Raw genomic sequence first — 19,331 nt, 5'->3', positions numbered from 1 at the left:
TATTTAGAGTGCCTATTAATGCCAAGGTGGCGCGCTGCGTGCTTGCTGCCAAACTGGGCTTTGTAAGGTTAAACACAGCTGCTGTGCTAGGGTTACCATGCCTTTAAACCCAGCAAAGGCGTGTTCACGTTCTTGATTGACCTCAACAAAGGGCATTCTTGCTTTATAGGCGGTGTACATATTACGACCACCGGCGATCATCACGTCTGCTTTATATTGGTAAGCGACATCGAGTAGGTTTCGCGGGCTAGTTTCATCTAATAAAATCGCATCTGCGCCCATTAACTCTCGGATTCTGGCTTTATCCTCTTCGGTGCTTTTGCGCGTTCCACTGGCAACCACTTGCATACCTAGGTCTTGTAGGGCAGAAACAATCGACCAAGATTTAACGCCACCGGTATAGAGCAGTGCTTTTTTACCCTGAAGCTGTTCACGGTAGGGGGCTAGCTCAGCATTCAGCCAAACGAGTTGATCTTCAATCAACTCTTCGGTGCGTTGAGTGAGGTCGGGATCATTAATTAGTGAGGCAAATTGGCGTAGTGCATCGCAGATATCACGAATACCGTAAAAGCTGCCCTCAAACCAAGGAATCTGGTATTGCTGCTCAAGTTTACGGGCAACGTTGATTTGCGCGCGTGAACAGACCAGCATCAGTGCTTTAGCATGATGCATGGTTTGCAGCTCTTTGAAACGGCAATCGCCGGAGAGGTTGGCTAAAACACGTAAGCCTAATTGATCGAGTAGCGGCAGGATGTGCCAAAGTTCGCCCGCAATATTGTATTCACCCACTAAGGCAATATCGTGTATTTGGTGAGGAGAAAGCGGCTTCGGCGCGGGTTTCGCTGTACCGACCACTTTATCAACCATCAATTCACCCGCGATACGGTTACCGAGATTTTTATTACCGTAAAAACCCGCTGCATCTACGGCGATAACAGGAAGATTTATCTTTAGCTCTGCCATGCGGCAAACCGCTTCTATATCATCCCCCTCCATCGCTGGTACACAGGTGTTGTAAACAAATACCGCCTCGGGGGCATGTTTTTTGGCGACCTGTAAAATGGAGTGATAGAGGCGTTTTTCACCGCGCCCCATGATCACGTCCTGCTCATTAAGGTCGGTGGTAAAACCTAAGCGAAATAGCTCTGGGCCTGAACTTTGTGTACCGCGTTTATCCCATGAACTGCCTGCACAACCAACCGGACCATGTACGATATGGGCAACATCGGTGATTGGTAATAGGGTGATTTGTGCGCCGTCAAAACAACATCCTCCTGCAGTAGCACCCGGTGTAGCAGGTGCACAGCCAGATTTGGATTTTTTGTTATGCTCGCAAGCTGGTTCATCTTGTAGCTCTTTTATCTCTGAATTGCGCATAGTAAACCCCATTGTGATTGTTTTAGTGACATCTAATAATTGATTGCAAGGCTTGTGCCTTATGTAACTTATTGATTTGTTGTGTTATTAATCTGTTCTGTTTGTGACAATGGGGGAGTTGTAACACGACATTTATTGGTAATGGCTGACGACTTAGAAGTTAAATGTGCGAAAGCTGAAAGGGGAACCATCTCAGCTTTCATTTTTATGCGAGTGCATCAAAGCGGCTGCTTAAGGTTTCAGTTTGTCCAGTGAGCTTGGCTAACCATGGAGGAAGTGATTCACTGTGTATACGCTGTTGTAGTTGCTGCAGTTGTTCTTCAATAGTGGGGTAAACATTATTAAGCGGTTTACATTTCATCGGGTGGATACCCGTGCGAATTACCCGTGCTGCTGCTGGCCCACCAATGGAAGCGCAAAACATCAGATGACAATCGGAAATTATCTCTGCTCGAATTGCGTTTTTCTCTATGCCCCGCCCGGATTTTGCTTCTCGCACACCAATTTTTTGGTAGCTTTGTGCATCGACGGTGTAGATATCAAACTGCTCACAGGAACCAAAGTGGCCATCAACGGTGAGACCATCGGTGGAGACAAAAGCGATTTGTAGTTGCTGTGTTTCTAAAGTCATGTCGTTCTCCTTGTGGTAATTAGTCGTTCAAGCGCGACGCATTCTGATAGTAATCGGTAGTGTGGGGCGTGCTGTTAATGGGTCGAAATAAAAGCTTGAACCGTTACTTAATGTGAGCTTTCCTCCCCAATTATCTTGCTCCTCAAACTCCAGTGAAATAACCTCCGCCTCTAGATCCTTTTTGGCAATATAACCGGTCATTATTCCATCTTGTTTTCTTAGCATTATGTTAGGCATCACTATTCCTCGCTATTTATGAAGCCGAGCCCCATGTGGGGTTGGGGTTCGGACAAAAAGTTACGCACGGGTATTGGTAACTTTACTGCTATTATCTGACTAAGTCGTAGCCAAAATCGGTCTTGCCATATTCACTGGTTTCTTTATCTAACTTCGCTAATATCTCATTGACCAGTGTCGATAACATCTGCATTGCACCTTCATAGCCCCAAGTTGTTTGGCGATGCATATGGTGACGATCAAAGATTGGGAAGCCGATACGAATCAGCGGCACTGCAAACTCATCACCTTTCGCCATGGTGTCGCGCTCAACAAACTTACCGTAGGAGTTACCAATCATAAAGTCGGGTTTATTAGTGAACATCAGTGATCGGAAATGCCATAGATCTTTGTTGATAAACACTTTACAGTCCGTGCCGTAAGGGCTTGAATCAAGGATTGCTTGCATCGCTTTCCCCCATTTTTTAGTACCATTGTGGCAAAGAATAGTGGTTGGTTCACAGCCTAACTCTAATAGGAACTTAACCATACCCAGTAGGTAATCTGGGTCGCCGTAGATACCGAATTTTTTACCGTGTAACCAAGTATGACTATCGGTCATCATGTCAACCAGACGACCACGTTCTAGGGTTAATGAATCAGCAACTGATTTTCCTGTTAGTTCACTTAAGGTCATTAAAAATGCATCGGTATTGTCTAAGCCAATCGGTACGCTCATTGGTGTCGCAGGCTGCTTCCAAACATTTTTAACGGTCTTTTTGGTTTTAATAAGCGCCCAAGGTTGCAATAGTAACGTGTCGATTGCATTCGGTGCATCTTTCATCTCATCAGCGGTTGTACCACCAGAGTACATACGGTATTGGCCATCTGCTGGTGTGTCTAACACTTCAGATGGGTCTGAAAGCAGACTGTATGGAATATCCATCTCTTGCATCATGCGGTGCAGTACTCGGTAGTTACCGAGGTAGGTTTCAAAACCTGTGACAAGGTTGATTTTGTTGTTACTACCAACCTCTTTGTCCTCCATTGATTTACTGGTAAAGTTCTTACAGAAGCCATCAAACATCGCATCCCAACCGGTAATATGACTACCCACAAAACTGGGGGTATTAGCAAGTGGTGTTGGAATATCTTTTGGTAAATGACCGTCATTTTTAGCGTTACCCACAAATGCATTAAGATCATCACCGATTACTTCCGCCATACAGGTAGTTGAAACGGCAATTATTTCAGGTTTGTAGAGTGCGTATGCATTTGCTAAACCGGCATCCATATTTTTGTTGCCACCAAATACCGCTGCATCCTCGGTCATGGAATCAGAAACACAAGCAATCGGCTCTTTAAAGTGGCGGTTGAAGTAACTACGGAAGTAAGCAACACAACCTTGCGAACCATGTACATAGGGTAAGGTTTTTTCAAAACCGAGAGAACACAGTACCGATCCTAAAGGCTGACACGCTTTTGCAGGGTTAACCGTTAATGCTTTACGTTCAAAGTTTAAATCTTGGTACGCTTGTGTCGTTGTCCATTGAAAAACCTCTTCGATTTTTTGATCGCTATGCGCTTCTTCCGATAAAGCACGTTTGCGGGCGATTAAATCTTGGTATTCCGGTTGTTTAAATAACGGATACCCAGGTTTTATTTCATCTATTGTTTGACTCATAATTTATTCTCCTCCTGCTTCCGTTCTCGAAGAACAGCCAGGTCTTAATAGGGGCGCAGTAGCAATCTTTGTTGCTACTGCTGCATATACATGAACTGTGGTTAGGTTATTTGGCTAAGCTGTTTTCTTTAACTCATCTTTTTCAACAAGCCAAGGTGCAGTCATTTTGTCCCAGCATGGGTTATTCAGTGTCATATCCATATCGCGGGCGAAGATATCAAAGCCATCATAACCATGGTAAGGGCCTGAATAATCCCAGCTGTGCATTTGGCGGAACGGAATACCCATTTTTTGGAATATGTATTTCTCTTTCACACCAGAGCCAATTAGATCAGGTTGGATCTTCTTAACAAACTCTTCAAACTCATAACCGGTGACATCGTCATAGATCAGGGTTGCATCTTTCACATCAGGTTGTGTACGGTCGTAATCATCGTTATGACCAAATTCATAACCAGTACCGACCACTTCCATACCCAGATCTTCATAAGCACCAATTACATGGCGAGGACGTAGACCACCGACGTAAAGCATCACTTTTTTGCCCTGTAAACGCGGTTTGTACTTAGCAACAACCGCTGCCCATTGCGCTTCGTAACCGGCAATCACTTGTTTCGCTTTTTCCTGAATCGTTGCATCAAACTTAGAAGCGATCTCAGTCAGTGATGCTGCAATTTTAGTTGGACCAAAGAAGTTGAACTCCATCCATGGAATTTGGTATTTCTCTTCCATGTGACGTGCGATGTAATTGACGCTTCGGTAACAATGTACGAGGTTAAGTTTTGCTTTTGAGTTGAGCTCCATCTCTGAAAGCGTACCGTCACCAGACCATTGTGAGATAACACGAAGACCAATCTCTTCTAGCAATAGTCGCGTTGACCAAGCATCACCACCGATATTGTAATCACCGATTAAGGCCACATCATAAGGGGTGCCTTCAAAGACCTCCTGTTCACGGTTATCAATAATTTTGTCACGTACCGCATCATTGGCGATATGGTGACCAAGGGATTGAGAAACACCGCGGAAACCCTCACAGCGTACCGGCACAACGACCTTGCCTGTTTTCGCTTGTGTCTCTTTCGCTACGGCTTCGATATCATCACCAATCAAACCAACCGGACATTCCGACTGAATTGAGATCCCTTTTGAGAGTGGGAACAGGGTTTCTAATTCATCCATTAGGATAGCGAGTTTCTTATCCCCACCAAAGACGATATCTTTCTCTTGGAAGTCAGAAGTAAAATTCATCGTACCAAAGGTGTTTACCCCCGTTTTACCGGTGTAATAGTTGCGTCGTCCAGCGCGTGAATACTGACCACAACCAACAGGGCCGTGGCTAACATGGATCATGTCTTTGATTGGGCCAAAAACAACACCCTTAGAGCCAGCATAAGCACAGCCACGTGCTGTCATTACGCCGGGTTGAGATTTACGGTTAGAGGTTATACAGCTACTTGTGCAACTGCTATCACTAGTGCCTAAATGTTTCGCGCGGTCAGCTTTGGCTGCCGCGGGGTAAACCTCAAGCACCTCTTCGATCATTTTTTCATGTTGCTCTTTAATGCTAGTCATAAAAGGCCCCTTTTATTTACGCTGCAGCAGCTGCTGCGGCTTCGTCAGCAAGTTCTGCTGCAGTTTTACCGATAATGGCTTCATCTTCTTCATCCATTAAACCAAAGTTCATCAATAGATCTTCTAGATCATCCATGGTGATAGGTGTTGGTATGACGAACATTTTGTTATCCATGATTTTCTTCGCTAGCATTCGGTATTCATCAGCTTGTTGACACGTTGGGTCATACTCGATAACGGTCATACGGCGGATTTCAGCACGTTGTACGATATTGTCGCGGGGTACAAAGTGGATCATTTGTGTACCTAGTTGAGAAGCCAGTTCCATGATTAATTCATCTTCACGAGCGGTATTACGTGAGTTACAGATAAGACCTGCTAAACGTACGCTACCTGATTTAGCGTATTTACAGATACCTTTAGAGATATTGTTCGCTGCGTACATCGCCATCATTTCACCAGAACAAACGATGTAGATCTCTTGCGCTTTGTTTTCACGGATAGGCATTGCGAAACCGCCACATACCACGTCACCCAGTACGTCATAGAATACAAAGTCTAAATCTTCTTCATAAGCACCTTCCTCTTCTAGGAAGTTGATCGCTGTGATTACACCACGACCAGCACAACCAACACCTGGCTCAGGACCACCAGATTCAACACACTTCACATCACCGTAGCCTGTTAGCAATACATCTTCTAACTCGATATCTTCAACGGTACCGGCTTCAGCTGCCATCTCCATGATGGTATTTTGCATTTTTGTATGCAGGATTAGACGTGTTGAATCGGCTTTAGGGTCACAACCGATAATCATCACTTTCTGTTTCTGTTCAGCAAGGGCTGCTACTAAATTCTGTGTAGTTGTTGATTTACCGATACCGCCTTTACCGTAAATTGCACATTGACGAATAGCCATGATTTGATACTCCTGTGTATTGTTTAAAAAAGATAAATGAATAAGTTGTCGTTACAGTTATCTAATTGCATTACACGTACCAAATTATTTTTGTGCGTTATCTAGTTGATTTTTAATGATTTGTTTTTTATGTGGTGGTTTACCTAAGGCCTGTTTACATCTTTGAAATTACAAAAATGAGGGGTTTTGTAACAAGTAGGACAAAGTATTGTGCATGTTGGGCACTATTTATTAAAAGGAGTATCACTACGCCCCTTTTAAAGTGATTTTTGACGATTTTCTTATATAGTCAATAAAGGTTAAGTCTAAAAAGGAGAGTAATTGTGCGTTTCGTTTGTCTATTTTATCTGTTGCTGAGTACTTCTTTTAGCTTTGCTGATTGCCCGCCCGTTGAGTGGGATGAAACGGTTATCTTAAAAACAATCAATGATGGTGATACGGTGACATTAGATAATGACCGTCGAATACGTTTTATTGGTATCAATACACCGGAGATTAATCATCGCGAACTCAGTCAATCGGACCCCTATGCCCTTGAAGCAAAAGGGCTGCTCGAAAGATATATTCGTCCGGGCGATAAATTACACCTTGTGTATGATAAAACTAAACAGGATAAATATGGGCGAAAACTCGCCTACGTCTATAGTAAAACAGGAAGAAACTTAGGGCTGTTGCAGCTTAAAGCGGGTTTTGCGCAGCACTGGGTGATTGGAAAAAATGATAAGTTTTGGCGTTGCTTCCAAGATGCGCAACAGCAAGCCAAGTTACGTAAAAGAGCACTCTGGTCAGATTTTAAACCTTTGTCAGCCAAACGCTTACAAAAAAGCGATAAAGGTTATACCTATATTAGTGGCAGAATCAGCGATAAGCAGCAAACTAATAAAGGCTTAACCTTGATACTTGATCGCTCTTTAAGCGTTTTTATTCGTAAATCTAATGTAAAACAGTTCTCGGATAGTGATATCGACTTGTCATTACACAGCAAATTATTGATTAATGGAAAGTTGTTTTTTTCGCGTAATAAGCCCAAAATAATCCTCTATCACCCTGCACAAATATTACCCTAATATGAATTAAAACTGTAATTTTGGTCAAAACTTGACTATTATCACACTTTCTTTATGGTTTAACCTCTTCATACGATTAATGGAACTTACACATGTCTGATTTGCGCCAACAAGCCCTCGATTACCACGCACTCCCAAAACCTGGGAAAATTAGTGTTGAAATTACCACTTCTGCTGAAACTGCCGATGACCTATCTCTCGCATACAGCCCAGGGGTTGCCGAGCCGGTACGTGAAATCGCTGCAAATCCTGATGATGTTTATAAATATACTGCTAAAGGTAACTTAGTCGCGGTTATTACTAATGGTAGTGCGATTTTAGGTCTAGGCAATTTAGGACCGTTAGCATCGAAACCAGTAATGGAAGGTAAAGCTTTATTATTTAAACGTTTTGCTAACCTTGATTCGATCGATATTGAAGTAAAACATCGCACGCCAGAAGAGTTTATTAATACTGTGGCTAATATTGCTGATACCTTTGGTGGTATTAACCTTGAAGATATTAAAGCGCCAGAGTGTTTTGTTATCGAAAAAGAGTTAAAACACCGTTGTAGTATCCCTGTATTTCATGATGATCAGCACGGTACTGCGATTGTAACCGCTGCAGGTATGCTTAATGCACTAGACATTCAAGGCAAAAAAATCGAAGAAGTCAAAATTGTCTGCATGGGCGCAGGTGCAGCAGCAATTGCCTGTATGGAACTATTAATACAGTGTGGCGCACTGCGTGAAAAAATCTATATGTTAGATCGTAAGGGTGTGATTCATACTCGTCGTGATGATATCAATGAATACAAACAACGTTTTGCGAACAACACAGACCAACGTACGCTACAAGATGTAATCAACGGTGCTGATGTGTTTGTTGGTGTTTCTGGCCCAGATGTTTTGTCTGCTGAGGATGTGAAATTGATGGCGCCAAACCCAGTTATTTTTGCTTGTTCAAACCCTGATCCTGAAATAAAACCAGAAGTTGCGCATGCGGTGCGTGATGATCTAATTATGGCAACAGGGCGCAGTGATTACCCTAACCAAGTAAACAACGTGTTATGTTTTCCATTTATCTTCCGTGGTGCATTGGATGCGCGTGCATCAGAGATCAATGAAGAGATGAAAGTGGCGGCGGTTAATGCAATCCGCGCAATTGCTAAAGAGCCAGTGCCAGAAGCAGTATTAAAAGCGAGTGGTGCAACATCACTTGAGTTTGGCAAGGGGTATATTATCCCTAAACCAATGGACCCACGTTTATTGAAAAAAGTAGCGGGTGCAGTAGCACGTGCAGCAGTGGCAACGGGCGTTGCTCAAATTGAGCTTGCTGATGATTATATGGCTTAATTAGTCACTCACAAATGTCGCTTTAAAACTAGAAAACTCATTGATTATTCATAATTAATGAGTTTTCTGTTATTTATTGCACAGAAATAGATTAATGCCTATCCTTTTGCCTGCATTATAAAATCAGCACTAGCATCCTCTGTTAATAAGTTGTAAATTATGCAGATCTAATTTTTTAACTCTCTATTACTATATTTGTAAGGGTACTGTATGTCAGGAAAACCTTCCTCTTCTCAGTTTGAAACAAACAACATTGCAGATCCGTTGTTTATTCATGCAGAGCATATCGCAAAAGACTTTTCGTTATTTCCGGATAACTCTTTACCATCAAACACTGAAAATGTAGAAGGTTTGATTGAGCGTAAACGCATCGAATCAAATTTAACCGCAATCAAAAAACTGGGCGTTGATGCTTATATAGCACGTACGGTTCAGCCAGCAGAAGACAATAAACGCCCTGGCGTAAAAACAATTGTTGAAGGTTTCAACGGTAAAATTGTTACTGAGCAATTAAATGGTGCATTTTATAGCGCGGAAATGGAACTTGATTTCGGTGGTTATACCCGTCGTATCGGTATCATTGGTCAGGAGCGTAGCTCAAACAATGGCGCGTGGATGCCTGAGCATCACTTGGCTGCAAGTAAAGCGATTCGTAAATTTGCTGATTTAGCGCTACCTATTGTTTACTTAATCGATACTCCTGGAGCCGATGCCGGCGAAGAAGCAAATAGTCAAAACCAAGCACACAGTATCTCGCAAATGATTACTGAAAGTGCCAACGTTGATGTACCTACTGTTGGTATTGTTGTTGGTGTTGGTTACTCGGGTGGTGCTATTCCACTCGCAACAGCTAATATTCTACTTTCTGTTCGTGATGGTATTTTTAATACAATCCAACCAAAAGGCTTACAAAGCATCGCACGTAAGTACAACCTTTCTTGGCAGGAATGTGCACAATCTGTTGGTGTTTCTCCAGAAGAGCTATACAGCAACGGTTGTATCGACGGTATTGTTGATTACTCACCGGTTGACCAAGATGAACGCCAGCATAATCTACAAAAAGCGATTATCTCTAGTATCTTATCTATCGAATCGACCTCTGTTGATTTTGTACGTAAATACCCTGATATTTTAGAACACTACAATCGCAGCTTAACGCGTTATTTAGAGCCATCTAGCAAATTAGTTGCTGTTGAAAATGCTTCTGAAAATGCACGCTTAATCGCGAAAAATCCAACCGTGCATAACAATGCCTTTGGTACGACTTACCGTTACATGCGTTATCTGACACTTCGCTCTCGTATCAAAACGATTCAGAAGAATGAATATGGTCGTTTATCAAAAATGACCATTCCTGAAGGTGACCTAAAAGCGCGTATTGAAGAAGATCGTAAAAAGGTATTTGTAAGTTGGTTAACTAATCCAGATAAACTTATCTACGATGATAAGTTAAATAAAAACTGGAAAACCTTCCTTTCTAAGCGTGAAGATAAAAGTGTTGAGCGTAACGCATTTACTAAATTAATCCTTGGTGAACCTGTTGCTAACTACGACAATGCGCGTAGCACACTGTTAATAAATCTGACTTGGTCTTTATATAACCGTTGGAAGAGCAGTGCAGAAGATAACTTCCGTGCTCTTATTGCGTACCTTGAAGATGAAAAAACATTACCAATGACCGATAGCTGGCCTGAGCTTTCTGAGTTAACAACGATTGATGTTGTTAGCCACCCAGAAACGCGTGAATGTTTTATTACTCATTGTCGTCACATGTTGGTATTTAATGCTTTATATGACAATACCATGGGTAACTTGGCGTCAATTGCAAAAGAAGCGATGGCAACTAAAGAGTTATCACGTGAATCGGTTTCATCACTGGTTCGCAGTTCATTAAAAGGCGCTTTAAATAAAGTCAGCGATGATGATTACGAAGAACTGAAATTGAGCTTCAACGCTTGGATTCAAAACTTTACTGATCAGAGTGATCGTGGTGAGACGTTAGCAAAAGTTGAAGAATGGAAAAGTATTGGTGCGCCACAAATGAACGCAAGTTTGTTTGTAATCATCACTTATTTCTTCGAGAAAATTCTGCCTTCTTATTATGCAAGCCGTGAAGATGCATCGGAATATAATGGTGTGATCAACCCTGTGCGTATTGGTCGTCGTAAAGACTTCTGGAATCGTTTAACAATGGGTTACCAAGATCTATTAATTCAAGCGGTGTTACGTGCTGAAAAGAACAAGAAAAACAACTCGCATAATGCAATTCTAGATAAGTTTTTCACTAACTTTAGAGAGTCTCGTGCAGATTTAATGACAGCGAACTTATTAGAGTTCCCTGGTTTCCGTTTATCGGTTGAAGATGCATTAGATAAAAACATTAAGCCATGTGGTTTAGTTTCTGGTATTGGTGAGTTTACATTAGCAAGCGGCGAAACACAGCGTGTTGGTATTGCTGTTTCTAACCTTTCTTTCCAAGCCGGTGCTTTTGATATGGCCAGTGCTGAGAAATTCTGTGCACTGTTAGTTAAATGTGCAAAACAGCATTTACCAGTCGTCGCATTTATCAGTTCTGGTGGTATGCAGACCAAAGAGGGTGCAGCTGCACTATTCTCTATGGCTGTTGTAAACGACCGTATTACGCGTTTTATTCGTGATAATGACCTGCCTGTTGTTATGTTTGGTTACGGTGACTGTACCGGTGGTGCACAAGCAAGTTTTGTAACCCATCCGTTAGTACAAACTTATTACCTATCAGGTACTAACATGCCGTTTGCTGGACAAATGGTTGTTCCTGCTTACTTACCATCTACATCAACACTGTCGAACTATCTTTCTCGTGCAGCGGGTGCAATGGATGGTTTAGTTATCAACCCATTCTCTGATGATCTTAACGATAAGTTACTTGAAATCGATGAAAACATGCCAATGCCAACCATCACGATTCAAGAAACTATTGAACGTGCGTTAACGGGATTTGTACCAGTTTGTAATATCGATGATGATGCTTTCTCACAAGCTGATCCGCGTGCGTTAATGCACCCAGTTAAGAAAGTTCTCGTTCATGCACGTGGTTGTACTGCGGTTAAATTAGTGCGTAAAGCACAAGATAACGGCATCAAAGTAGTATTAGTGGCATCTGACCCTGATATGACTTCTGTTCCTGCTGATATGCTAGGTGAAGGCGATAAACTAGTTTGTCTAGGTGGTAATACTTCAGACGAAAGTTACTTGAATGCAGGTTCTGTATTGAAAGTCGCAGAGTATGAAGAGGTAGATGCGCTTCATCCTGGTATCGGTTTCTTATCAGAAAGCCCACAGTTTGCTGATTTATGTGTAAGCCATAACATTAACTTTGTTGGTCCAAGCATGACTAGTATGTTAACCATGGGTAACAAGTCAAACGCAATTAAAACAGCGCAAGATAACGGTGTACCCGTTGTACCTGGTTCTCACGGTATCTTAACGGGTGCAGAACAAGCACTTGATATCGCAAACGGCATGGGCTATCCAGTACTACTTAAAGCGGTAAATGGTGGTGGTGGTAAAGGTATCTTGGTGATTGAGAAATCTGAAGATATGTTCACTGGTTTTGCACAAGTATCAGCTGAAGCGCGTGGCGCATTTGGTAACGGTGACTTGTACCTAGAGAAATATATCACTTCATTACGTCATATCGAAGTACAGCTATTACGTGATAAACATTGTAATACGAAAGTACTTGGTATTCGTGACTGTTCTGTACAGCGTAATAATCAAAAAGTAGTGGAAGAGTCTGCATCAACAATGTTGCCTGCTAACTTACAAGCTGAAGCGCTAAAACATACTGCAGCATTAGCTGACGCGGTAGATTATTTAGGTGCGGGTACGGTTGAATTTATTTACGACCTTGACCAAAATGCAATCTACTTCATGGAGATGAATACACGTCTGCAAGTAGAGCATCCGGTAACTGAAGCTACTTCTTGTATCGATATTGTAAGTGCGCAATATAACATCGCGTCTGGTGCTAGCATTGCTGATATGGAACCTGCTAATAAAGGTTATGCAATCGAAGTACGTGTCACTGCTGAAAAAGCGGCACTGGATTCTGAAGGCGTAATGCAACTATTACCGCATCCGGGTAAAGTTGTTGAGTACTTTGTACCTGAGCAAGATAACATTGAAGTTATTTCAATGATTGCGGAAGGTAAAGAGGTTTCTCCTTACTACGATAGCTTAGTTGCACAGTTTATCTGTACTGGTAAAGACCGTAACGACACAGTTAAGAAACTGCTTGAGTTCTTAGACAAGGTAGTGATTAAAGGTATCGCAACGAATATCCCATTATTACAACGTATCCTTAAAGATGAAACCTTCTTAAAGGGTGTCTACGATACTACTTACCTACCAAAATTCATGGCTGAACTCGATCAGCAAGTGATGATTGATGAGATGGAAGCATCTGCATCAACGGGTGTGAGCGATGTTTCAATTACCGTTGATGGTAGTAATGAGCTGAAAGTATTAGCGACAAGTGCGGGTATTTTCTACCGTGGTTCATCGCCAGCTGAACCTGATTTTGTTCATGAAGGTGATATCGTCACTGTTGAGCAGACATTAGGCCTAATGGAAGCGATGAAGATGTTCTCACCGTTATCACTGTCTAGCTTTAACCGCCAAGATGCTGTGTTATATGATGCAAAAACTAAGTTCCGTGTTGAGCGTATCATTAATGCTAATGGTCAACAGGTATCAAGTGGTGACCTGCTGTACATCATAACGCCGCTATAGTTTTTATTAAGCGTTATTGAGTAGCAAAAAAGCCAGTCAGATGACTGGCTTTTTTTATGCCTTTTAAAAAGAGATTGGCGTAGATCTCGCTGCAAGGTATTATCTCTATTAACCCGTGCCAATAAAAAGATGGCACGCTTCTCCAACTGCATGAGTGAATAAAAAATTAATGGATATTGCACTAATTTGTAATGATAGCGCGCTAAATTCAACGGCTAAAAAGCTGCGTGAAAAGTGGGGCTTTGTTAATCAGCAAAGTGATGACTTTCGCCTACACCTTTTACCCGAACATCTTGCATTGGAGCAGCTGGACGATCCTAAACAAGGCTTAGTGTTTGTTGATTTTGTTTCTGGTGCAACTGCGCATCGCAGAAAATTTGGTGGCGGTAAAGGGCAAGCGATTGCTAAAGCGGTTGGTTTAAAATCGGGTGTGCAAATAGATGTGATTGACGCTACCGCAGGGCTTGGTCGTGATGCTTTTGTACTTGCATCATTAGGTTGCAATGTAACCCTCGTTGAACGCTCACCGGTTGCAGCTGCATTGCTGGATGATGGTTTACAACGCGCTTATATGAACCTTGAGATTGGCGACTGGATGCAACAACGTATGCAACTTCATTTTGGCTCTGGTGTTGAGTACCTTAAAAATAATCAAACCGATGTGGTTTATTTAGATCCGATGTTTCCACATAAAAAGAAATCTGCATTAGTGAAAAAAGAGATGCGTGTATTCCAAGGCGTTGTGGGTGCTGATCTCGATGCCGATGATCTATTAGAAGTCGCATTGGCCGCTGCAAAATATCGTGTTGTAGTAAAACGTCCAGATTACGCACCGTTCTTAAATGATAAAAAACCATCGATGAGCATTAAAACTAAGAAAAATCGTTTTGATGTGTATGTGAAACAGGCGATACCGGCCATAAAGAGTAGCTAATTTTATTGAGTAATTTATTATTTTTTCGCTGAAAGCAGAGATTAGTTACAACGATAAGCATAACCTACTATTGGCGATATTAGCTTAACTCCCATATAGTGCACTACTCATTCAGGCACTCTGCCTACTTTTAATCCTATAATATTTTTAGTGAATAATTTTTAATAGGCTGTGCATGTTTAATAACTACCCCAAATGCCCGAATTGTCAGTATCAACGCGATGAATCAGATAAATTGATGAATGCAATGATGTGTCCAGCTTGCGGTATTATTTATGATAGATGGAAGGCTAAAAGGCAGACGGTTAAACCTGATATTGATGAAGTTGAAGTGCAGCTAACAATGTCATTATATGAATCACTAAAAGATTGCTTTTTAAGTGTGCCTCATCAGGTTGATGGCATGGTATTCAAGGGAAGAGTCTTTGCCTATTTGGTGATTATCATCTGGGGCTGTTATTTTATGTTTGGTGGAATAGATTGGCAAAATATTGGTAGCTCATTTTTGCACAATGTTAATCTCGCTTTTCATGAGTTTGGGCATGTTTTATTTATGCCCTTTGGTGATTTTTGGATGATTTTAGGCGGCAGTTTATTCCAAGTGCTGTTACCGTTGGTTGTGATGTTAGCATTTTCAATTCAGCAACGAGATAACTTTGGTGCGGCTATTATGCTGTGGTGGTGTGGGCAGAGTTTTATTGACGTCAGTCCCTATATTGCAGATGCACAAAGCCGTTCATTACCACTTATATCAGGACTTGGGAAAGAGTCTCATGATTGGGGTAATTTATTGCGCATGACCAACAACCTCCACAACACAGATTTTATCGCACAAAGCAGTTTTACTATTGGCTGTTGTATCATGTTGCTCAGTTTTATCTGGGCAGGGGCGTTGCTATTAAAGCAAAAGCGAGTAGTCAGATAAGTTAATATCAATCATTTTTTGGAAGTCTATGAGCAAAAAAATAATCGCTTTATTAAATATAGTTGTCAGCTTCTCGTTATACGCAGGCGAGATAACCATTGAAAAAAATGATTCATTAATCCGTAATGAGTTATTTGATCAAAAAAGAACACGAGCAGAGCAGTATAAGCAAGATGAAAGAGAACGTAATACGAGTAATGAATATTGGATAACACAGATAGACCCTAGCTGTGGCTTGCTTAAGAATAATCAACTTATCTATTATTGTGCAGTAAATGGTCGCTATTACAAAGATGAAAAAACGACTAATAAGCGACAATATCGTGAACTATCGACGGCCGAAGTAAAAAAAATACACGCAGAAAAACATTAATAGTTAAAATTTTATCTTAGATCGGTTATTCTGCGGACAACGAATTAAAAAACTATCCAGTTATTTGCTTGTTATTAAGCGGTGACTGATTGGTTACAACAATGTAGGAAGATATAGATGCTAGTACTTGGACACCAAAACCCTGATTGCGATAGCTTATGTAGTGCTATCGGCCTTGCCGCTCTTTTTAATAAAATCGGCCGCCCTGCAACACCTATTTTACAAGGTGAACCAAATCCTGAAGCACAATACCTTCTTGAGCAAGCTGGTTTTGAAACACCTGAAATTCGTACTTCTGTTGCTGGTGAAGAAATTTTTATTGTGGATTACTCTGATTGGGGCCAAGGCACTGCAGATATGAAACAAGCAAAAGTACGCGGTATTGTTGATCATCATAAACTAGGTGATATCACAACAAATGAGCCACTAGAGTGTTGGATCTGGCCTGTAGGTTGTAGCGCAACAATTGTTTACAACATGTACAAGTTCCATAATCAAAAACCAGAAGCTGATGTTGCGAAATTAATGATGGGTGCAATCATCTCTGATACGGTTAACTTTCAAGGTCCTACAACAACTGATATTGATAAAGTTGCTGCTAAAGAGCTAGCTGAAATCGCTGGTGTTGCTGATTTAGGTGCTTTTGCTCACGCACAGTTCGAAGCTAAGTCAGACATTAAACATGTGCCTGCTTCTGAGCTTATTTTACGCGACCAAAAAGTATTTGAAATGGCGGGTGAAAAATTAGCGATTGGTCAGCTTGAATTAACATCATTAGAAACTGCATTCAGTAAAAAAGAAGAGATGCTAGTTGAGATGGGACAGTTACAAGCAGACAAAGGTTACCATTCAACAATTGTGCTACTAACTGATATTAATAAGTTAGATACAACTGCGATCATCATCTCTAAAGATGCTGATAAAGTGGCAAAAGCATTAAACAGCACGGTTGCTGACCACGCATTTGAGTTGCCTGGTGTTGTAAGCCGTAAGAAACAGATTATTCCGTTTTTACAGGCTGCGTTTGAAGGTTAATCAAACGACGCTTTAAAAACCTGAAAGGGCGAACACCAATAGGTGTTCGCCCTTTTTTATTACAGGCGTTTAAGTTACTCTCAATCCATTGTTTTAAGTTCTAATTTCAGTTTGAGGTTTATATGCATATTCATATTCTTGGTATCTGTGGCACCTTTATGGGTGGTGTTGCTATTCTCGCTAAATCATTAGGTTATAAAGTAACCGGATCCGATGCAAATGTTTACCCTCCCATGAGCACCCAACTTGAAGATCAAGGTATTGAGTTGATTCAAGGCTTTGACCCAAGCCAACTTGATAGCAAACCTGATTTAGTGGTTATTGGTAACGCAATGAGTCGCGGTAACGCTTGTGTTGAAGCGGTGCTTGATAAACAGATCCCTTATGTTTCAGGTCCACAATGGTTGTTGGAGCATGTATTAAAGGATAAGTGGGTACTTGCTGTCGCAGGAACACATGGTAAAACCTCGACTTCAAGCATGCTTGCTTGGATATTAGAATATGCTCACATGAAACCGGGTTTCTTGATTGGTGGTGTACCAGAAAATTTTGGCCTTTCAGCGCGATTAGGTGAAACACCTTTCTTTGTTATCGAGGCTGATGAATACGATAGTGCTTTCTTTGATAAACGCTCTAAGTTTGTACATTATCATCCGCGAACGCTTGTGCTTAATAATCTTGAATTTGACCATGCCGATATTTTTGAAGATTTAAACGCTATTAAAAAACAATTTCACCATTTACTTCGTACTGTACCCAGTAGCGGTCGTATTATTCTGCCTAATCATGATCAAGCCTTAATGGCGGTAAAACATATGGGGTGCTGGAGTGAGGTTGAATACTTAGATACAGACCTTGGTAGTAACTGGTCGACAGAAAAGGTGAAGTTAGATGGTACGCAGTTTGAAGTTTTCTTAAATAACGAAAAGCAAGGGCAGGTGAATTGGCCGTTAATGGGGGATCATAATGTTGCTAATGCATTAGGTGCCATCGCTGCAGCTAGACATGTAGGGGTAACACCTGAAATTGCGATTGAAGCGTTAGCTGAATTTAAAAGTATTAAACGTCGTATGGAAGTAAAAGGTAAAATTAATAATATTACTGTTTATGATGATTTTGCTCATCATCCAACTGCAATTAAAACAACCCTTGCAGGGTTACGCGCTAAAGTGGGTAATGAGCGAATTATTGCCGTATTAGAGCCTCGCTCAAATACCATGAAGTTAGGTATCCATAAAGAAGCGATAGTAAGTGCATTAAAAGAAGCTGATCATGTTTATTGTTTTGAGAGTGCTGATATCAGTTGGTCGATGCAAGAGATGTTTGATGAGCAAGGTAAGAAAGTTGATATCTCTAATGATATTGATCAGTTGTGTAATAAGTTAGTGAATGCCGCTAAAACGAATGATCATATTCTAATTATGAGTAATGGTGGTTTTGCGGGTATTCATCAAAAGTTACTTGATAAGTTATAAGGGAATAATATGTTTGGCGAAAAAATCACCCTAGGGGTGACAGGTGCATCTGGCAGTGGTTACTTCTTACATCTGTTACAAGCATTGGTTGATAACAATTGTCAGGTTTATCTGCTTTTATCGGATGCTGCAAAAATAGTATTAAAAACTGAAGTTAATGAAGATTGGCCTGAGGGTCTAGATGGTTTGAATGTTTTTTTACAAAAACGTTTTAATGCTAAACAAAATCAAATTATCGCACTAGGCAGTAAAGATTGGTTTTCGCCAGTGGCATCAGGATCATCTGCTCCGAAAAAAATGATTATTTGCCCGTGTAGTTGCGGAACCTTAGCTTCTATTGCAAATGGATTATCGAATAACTTAATTGAACGCGCCGCTGATGTTATTTTAAAAGAGCGCGGGTTGTTAATTATCACCCCCAGGGAAACTCCTTTTTCCACCTTACATTTACGTAATATGTTAACGCTCTCAGAACTAGGCGTAACTATCATGCCATTAGCGCCTGGGTTTTATCATCAACCACAATCTATCGATGATTTACAAGCTTTCATGGTTGCGCGTTTATTAGATCACCTAAAAATAGAACATAAAATTAGTAAAAGGTGGTGTGAATAGGGCGTTAATATCATCGAATGCTAATAATTGATTGTTTATTGTACGTAAATATCAACGTTTTAATAAAGTGTAATTTAATTGCTAACAAAGGCTTGCCAATGTGATCTAACTCCCTATAATACGCCGCACAGACAAGGACTGTGACGCAAGTTACTAACTAAGTCCGAAGCAACAAACTCACTGAGTTTGAGTCAAAAATCTTTGAAAATAAGATGTTGACAAGCTTCAAGGTTAGCGTATTATACGCACCTCGCCGAAAGGCACGCTCTTTAACAATTTAATCAAACAATCTGTGTGAGCATTGATAGTAGATTTCAAAATAGTCCTTTCGAGGACAAAAAGAATCAATATCAATGACACACGAATTAATTCATTAATTCAGAATAACAACAGTACAT

Annotated in this window: 15 protein-coding genes; 9 read left to right on the top strand and 6 right to left on the bottom strand. The window is 41.0% G+C overall.

Annotation, left to right across the window (positions count from 1 at the left end; translation table 11 throughout):
- Positions 1-15: 15 nt before the first annotated feature.
- The 6 genes from nifE to nifH form a co-directional block, all read right to left on the bottom strand.
- The gene (gene nifE / locus QQK09_RS18230) at positions 16-1,377 is read right to left on the bottom strand and encodes a nitrogenase iron-molybdenum cofactor biosynthesis protein NifE (protein ID WP_284205615.1); all 1,362 of its coding nucleotides are present in this window, start codon (positions 1,375-1,377) and stop codon (positions 16-18) included.
- A 205-nt stretch (positions 1,378-1,582) separates the two neighbouring features.
- Complete coding sequence (locus tag QQK09_RS18225) at positions 1,583-2,008, bottom strand: NifB/NifX family molybdenum-iron cluster-binding protein (RefSeq protein WP_284205614.1); 426 nt, start codon at positions 2,006-2,008, stop codon at positions 1,583-1,585.
- Positions 2,009-2,035: 27 nt separating this feature from the next.
- Complete coding sequence (gene nifT, locus QQK09_RS18220; RefSeq protein ID WP_284205613.1) at positions 2,036-2,245, bottom strand: putative nitrogen fixation protein NifT; 210 nt, start codon at positions 2,243-2,245, stop codon at positions 2,036-2,038.
- Between the two features lie 91 nt (positions 2,246-2,336).
- On the bottom strand, positions 2,337-3,908 hold the full coding sequence (nifK, locus tag QQK09_RS18215; protein WP_284205612.1) for a nitrogenase molybdenum-iron protein subunit beta: 1,572 nt from the start codon (positions 3,906-3,908) through the stop codon (positions 2,337-2,339).
- Between the two features lie 114 nt (positions 3,909-4,022).
- Entirely contained in the window at positions 4,023-5,483 is a 1,461-nt protein-coding gene (gene nifD / locus QQK09_RS18210) for a nitrogenase molybdenum-iron protein alpha chain (protein ID WP_284205611.1), read from the bottom strand.
- A gap of 16 nt (positions 5,484-5,499) precedes the next feature.
- Positions 5,500-6,402 (bottom strand): nitrogenase iron protein, encoded by a 903-nt coding sequence (gene nifH, locus QQK09_RS18205; RefSeq protein ID WP_284205610.1) that lies wholly within the window; start codon positions 6,400-6,402, stop codon positions 5,500-5,502.
- 323 nt (positions 6,403-6,725) lie between these two features.
- Between nifH and QQK09_RS18200 the strand changes: the two genes are divergently transcribed.
- The 9 genes from QQK09_RS18200 (at position 6,726) to QQK09_RS18160 (ending at position 18,933) form a co-directional block, all read left to right on the top strand.
- On the top strand, positions 6,726-7,469 hold the full coding sequence (locus QQK09_RS18200; protein ID WP_284205609.1) for a thermonuclease family protein: 744 nt from the start codon (positions 6,726-6,728) through the stop codon (positions 7,467-7,469).
- A 92-nt stretch (positions 7,470-7,561) separates the two neighbouring features.
- Positions 7,562-8,803 (top strand): malic enzyme-like NAD(P)-binding protein, encoded by a 1,242-nt coding sequence (locus QQK09_RS18195; protein WP_284205608.1) that lies wholly within the window; start codon positions 7,562-7,564, stop codon positions 8,801-8,803.
- Between the two features lie 210 nt (positions 8,804-9,013).
- Positions 9,014-13,576 (top strand): ATP-binding protein, encoded by a 4,563-nt coding sequence (locus tag QQK09_RS18190; RefSeq protein WP_284205607.1) that lies wholly within the window; start codon positions 9,014-9,016, stop codon positions 13,574-13,576.
- Between the two features lie 169 nt (positions 13,577-13,745).
- Positions 13,746-14,510: a class I SAM-dependent methyltransferase gene (locus QQK09_RS18185; RefSeq protein ID WP_284205606.1), complete on the top strand. Its 765-nt coding sequence runs from the start codon at positions 13,746-13,748 to the stop codon at positions 14,508-14,510.
- Positions 14,511-14,685: 175 nt separating this feature from the next.
- Positions 14,686-15,435 carry a hypothetical protein gene (locus QQK09_RS18180; protein ID WP_284205605.1) on the top strand — a complete coding sequence of 250 codons (750 nt, stop codon included), beginning with the start codon at positions 14,686-14,688 and terminating at the stop codon, positions 15,433-15,435.
- Positions 15,436-15,463: 28 nt separating this feature from the next.
- Positions 15,464-15,808 (top strand): hypothetical protein, encoded by a 345-nt coding sequence (locus tag QQK09_RS18175; RefSeq protein WP_284205604.1) that lies wholly within the window; start codon positions 15,464-15,466, stop codon positions 15,806-15,808.
- Between the two features lie 117 nt (positions 15,809-15,925).
- Positions 15,926-16,843 (top strand): manganese-dependent inorganic pyrophosphatase, encoded by a 918-nt coding sequence (locus QQK09_RS18170; protein WP_284205603.1) that lies wholly within the window; start codon positions 15,926-15,928, stop codon positions 16,841-16,843.
- Positions 16,844-16,965: 122 nt separating this feature from the next.
- Positions 16,966-18,318, top strand: a complete 1,353-nt coding sequence (mpl, locus tag QQK09_RS18165; RefSeq protein ID WP_284205602.1) for a UDP-N-acetylmuramate:L-alanyl-gamma-D-glutamyl-meso-diaminopimelate ligase — start codon at positions 16,966-16,968, stop codon at positions 18,316-18,318.
- 9 nt (positions 18,319-18,327) lie between these two features.
- The gene (locus QQK09_RS18160) at positions 18,328-18,933 is read left to right on the top strand and encodes a flavin prenyltransferase UbiX (RefSeq protein WP_284205601.1); all 606 of its coding nucleotides are present in this window, start codon (positions 18,328-18,330) and stop codon (positions 18,931-18,933) included.
- Positions 18,934-19,331: the final 398 nt, after the last annotated feature.

The organism is Psychromonas marina, assembly GCF_030161115.1.
Classification (GTDB): Bacteria; Pseudomonadota; Gammaproteobacteria; order Enterobacterales; family Psychromonadaceae; genus Psychromonas; species Psychromonas marina.
This window is presented reverse-complemented; position numbering and strand designations above follow the sequence as displayed.

Coding starts and splice junctions, on each gene's coding strand:
- QQK09_RS18190 (WP_284205607.1), top strand. CDS start 9,014: ATGTCAGGAAAACCTTCCTCTTCTCAGTTTGAAACAAACAACATTGCA.
- QQK09_RS18195 (WP_284205608.1), top strand. CDS start 7,562: ATGTCTGATTTGCGCCAACAAGCCCTCGATTACCACGCACTCCCAAAA.
- nifT (WP_284205613.1), bottom strand. CDS start 2,245: ATGCCTAACATAATGCTAAGAAAACAAGATGGAATAATGACCGGTTAT.
- QQK09_RS18185 (WP_284205606.1), top strand. CDS start 13,746: ATGGATATTGCACTAATTTGTAATGATAGCGCGCTAAATTCAACGGCT.
- QQK09_RS18170 (WP_284205603.1), top strand. CDS start 15,926: ATGCTAGTACTTGGACACCAAAACCCTGATTGCGATAGCTTATGTAGT.
- QQK09_RS18160 (WP_284205601.1), top strand. CDS start 18,328: ATGTTTGGCGAAAAAATCACCCTAGGGGTGACAGGTGCATCTGGCAGT.
- QQK09_RS18180 (WP_284205605.1), top strand. CDS start 14,686: ATGTTTAATAACTACCCCAAATGCCCGAATTGTCAGTATCAACGCGAT.
- QQK09_RS18175 (WP_284205604.1), top strand. CDS start 15,464: ATGAGCAAAAAAATAATCGCTTTATTAAATATAGTTGTCAGCTTCTCG.
- QQK09_RS18225 (WP_284205614.1), bottom strand. CDS start 2,008: ATGACTTTAGAAACACAGCAACTACAAATCGCTTTTGTCTCCACCGAT.
- mpl (WP_284205602.1), top strand. CDS start 16,966: ATGCATATTCATATTCTTGGTATCTGTGGCACCTTTATGGGTGGTGTT.
- nifD (WP_284205611.1), bottom strand. CDS start 5,483: ATGACTAGCATTAAAGAGCAACATGAAAAAATGATCGAAGAGGTGCTT.
- nifH (WP_284205610.1), bottom strand. CDS start 6,402: ATGGCTATTCGTCAATGTGCAATTTACGGTAAAGGCGGTATCGGTAAA.
- nifE (WP_284205615.1), bottom strand. CDS start 1,377: ATGCGCAATTCAGAGATAAAAGAGCTACAAGATGAACCAGCTTGCGAG.
- nifK (WP_284205612.1), bottom strand. CDS start 3,908: ATGAGTCAAACAATAGATGAAATAAAACCTGGGTATCCGTTATTTAAA.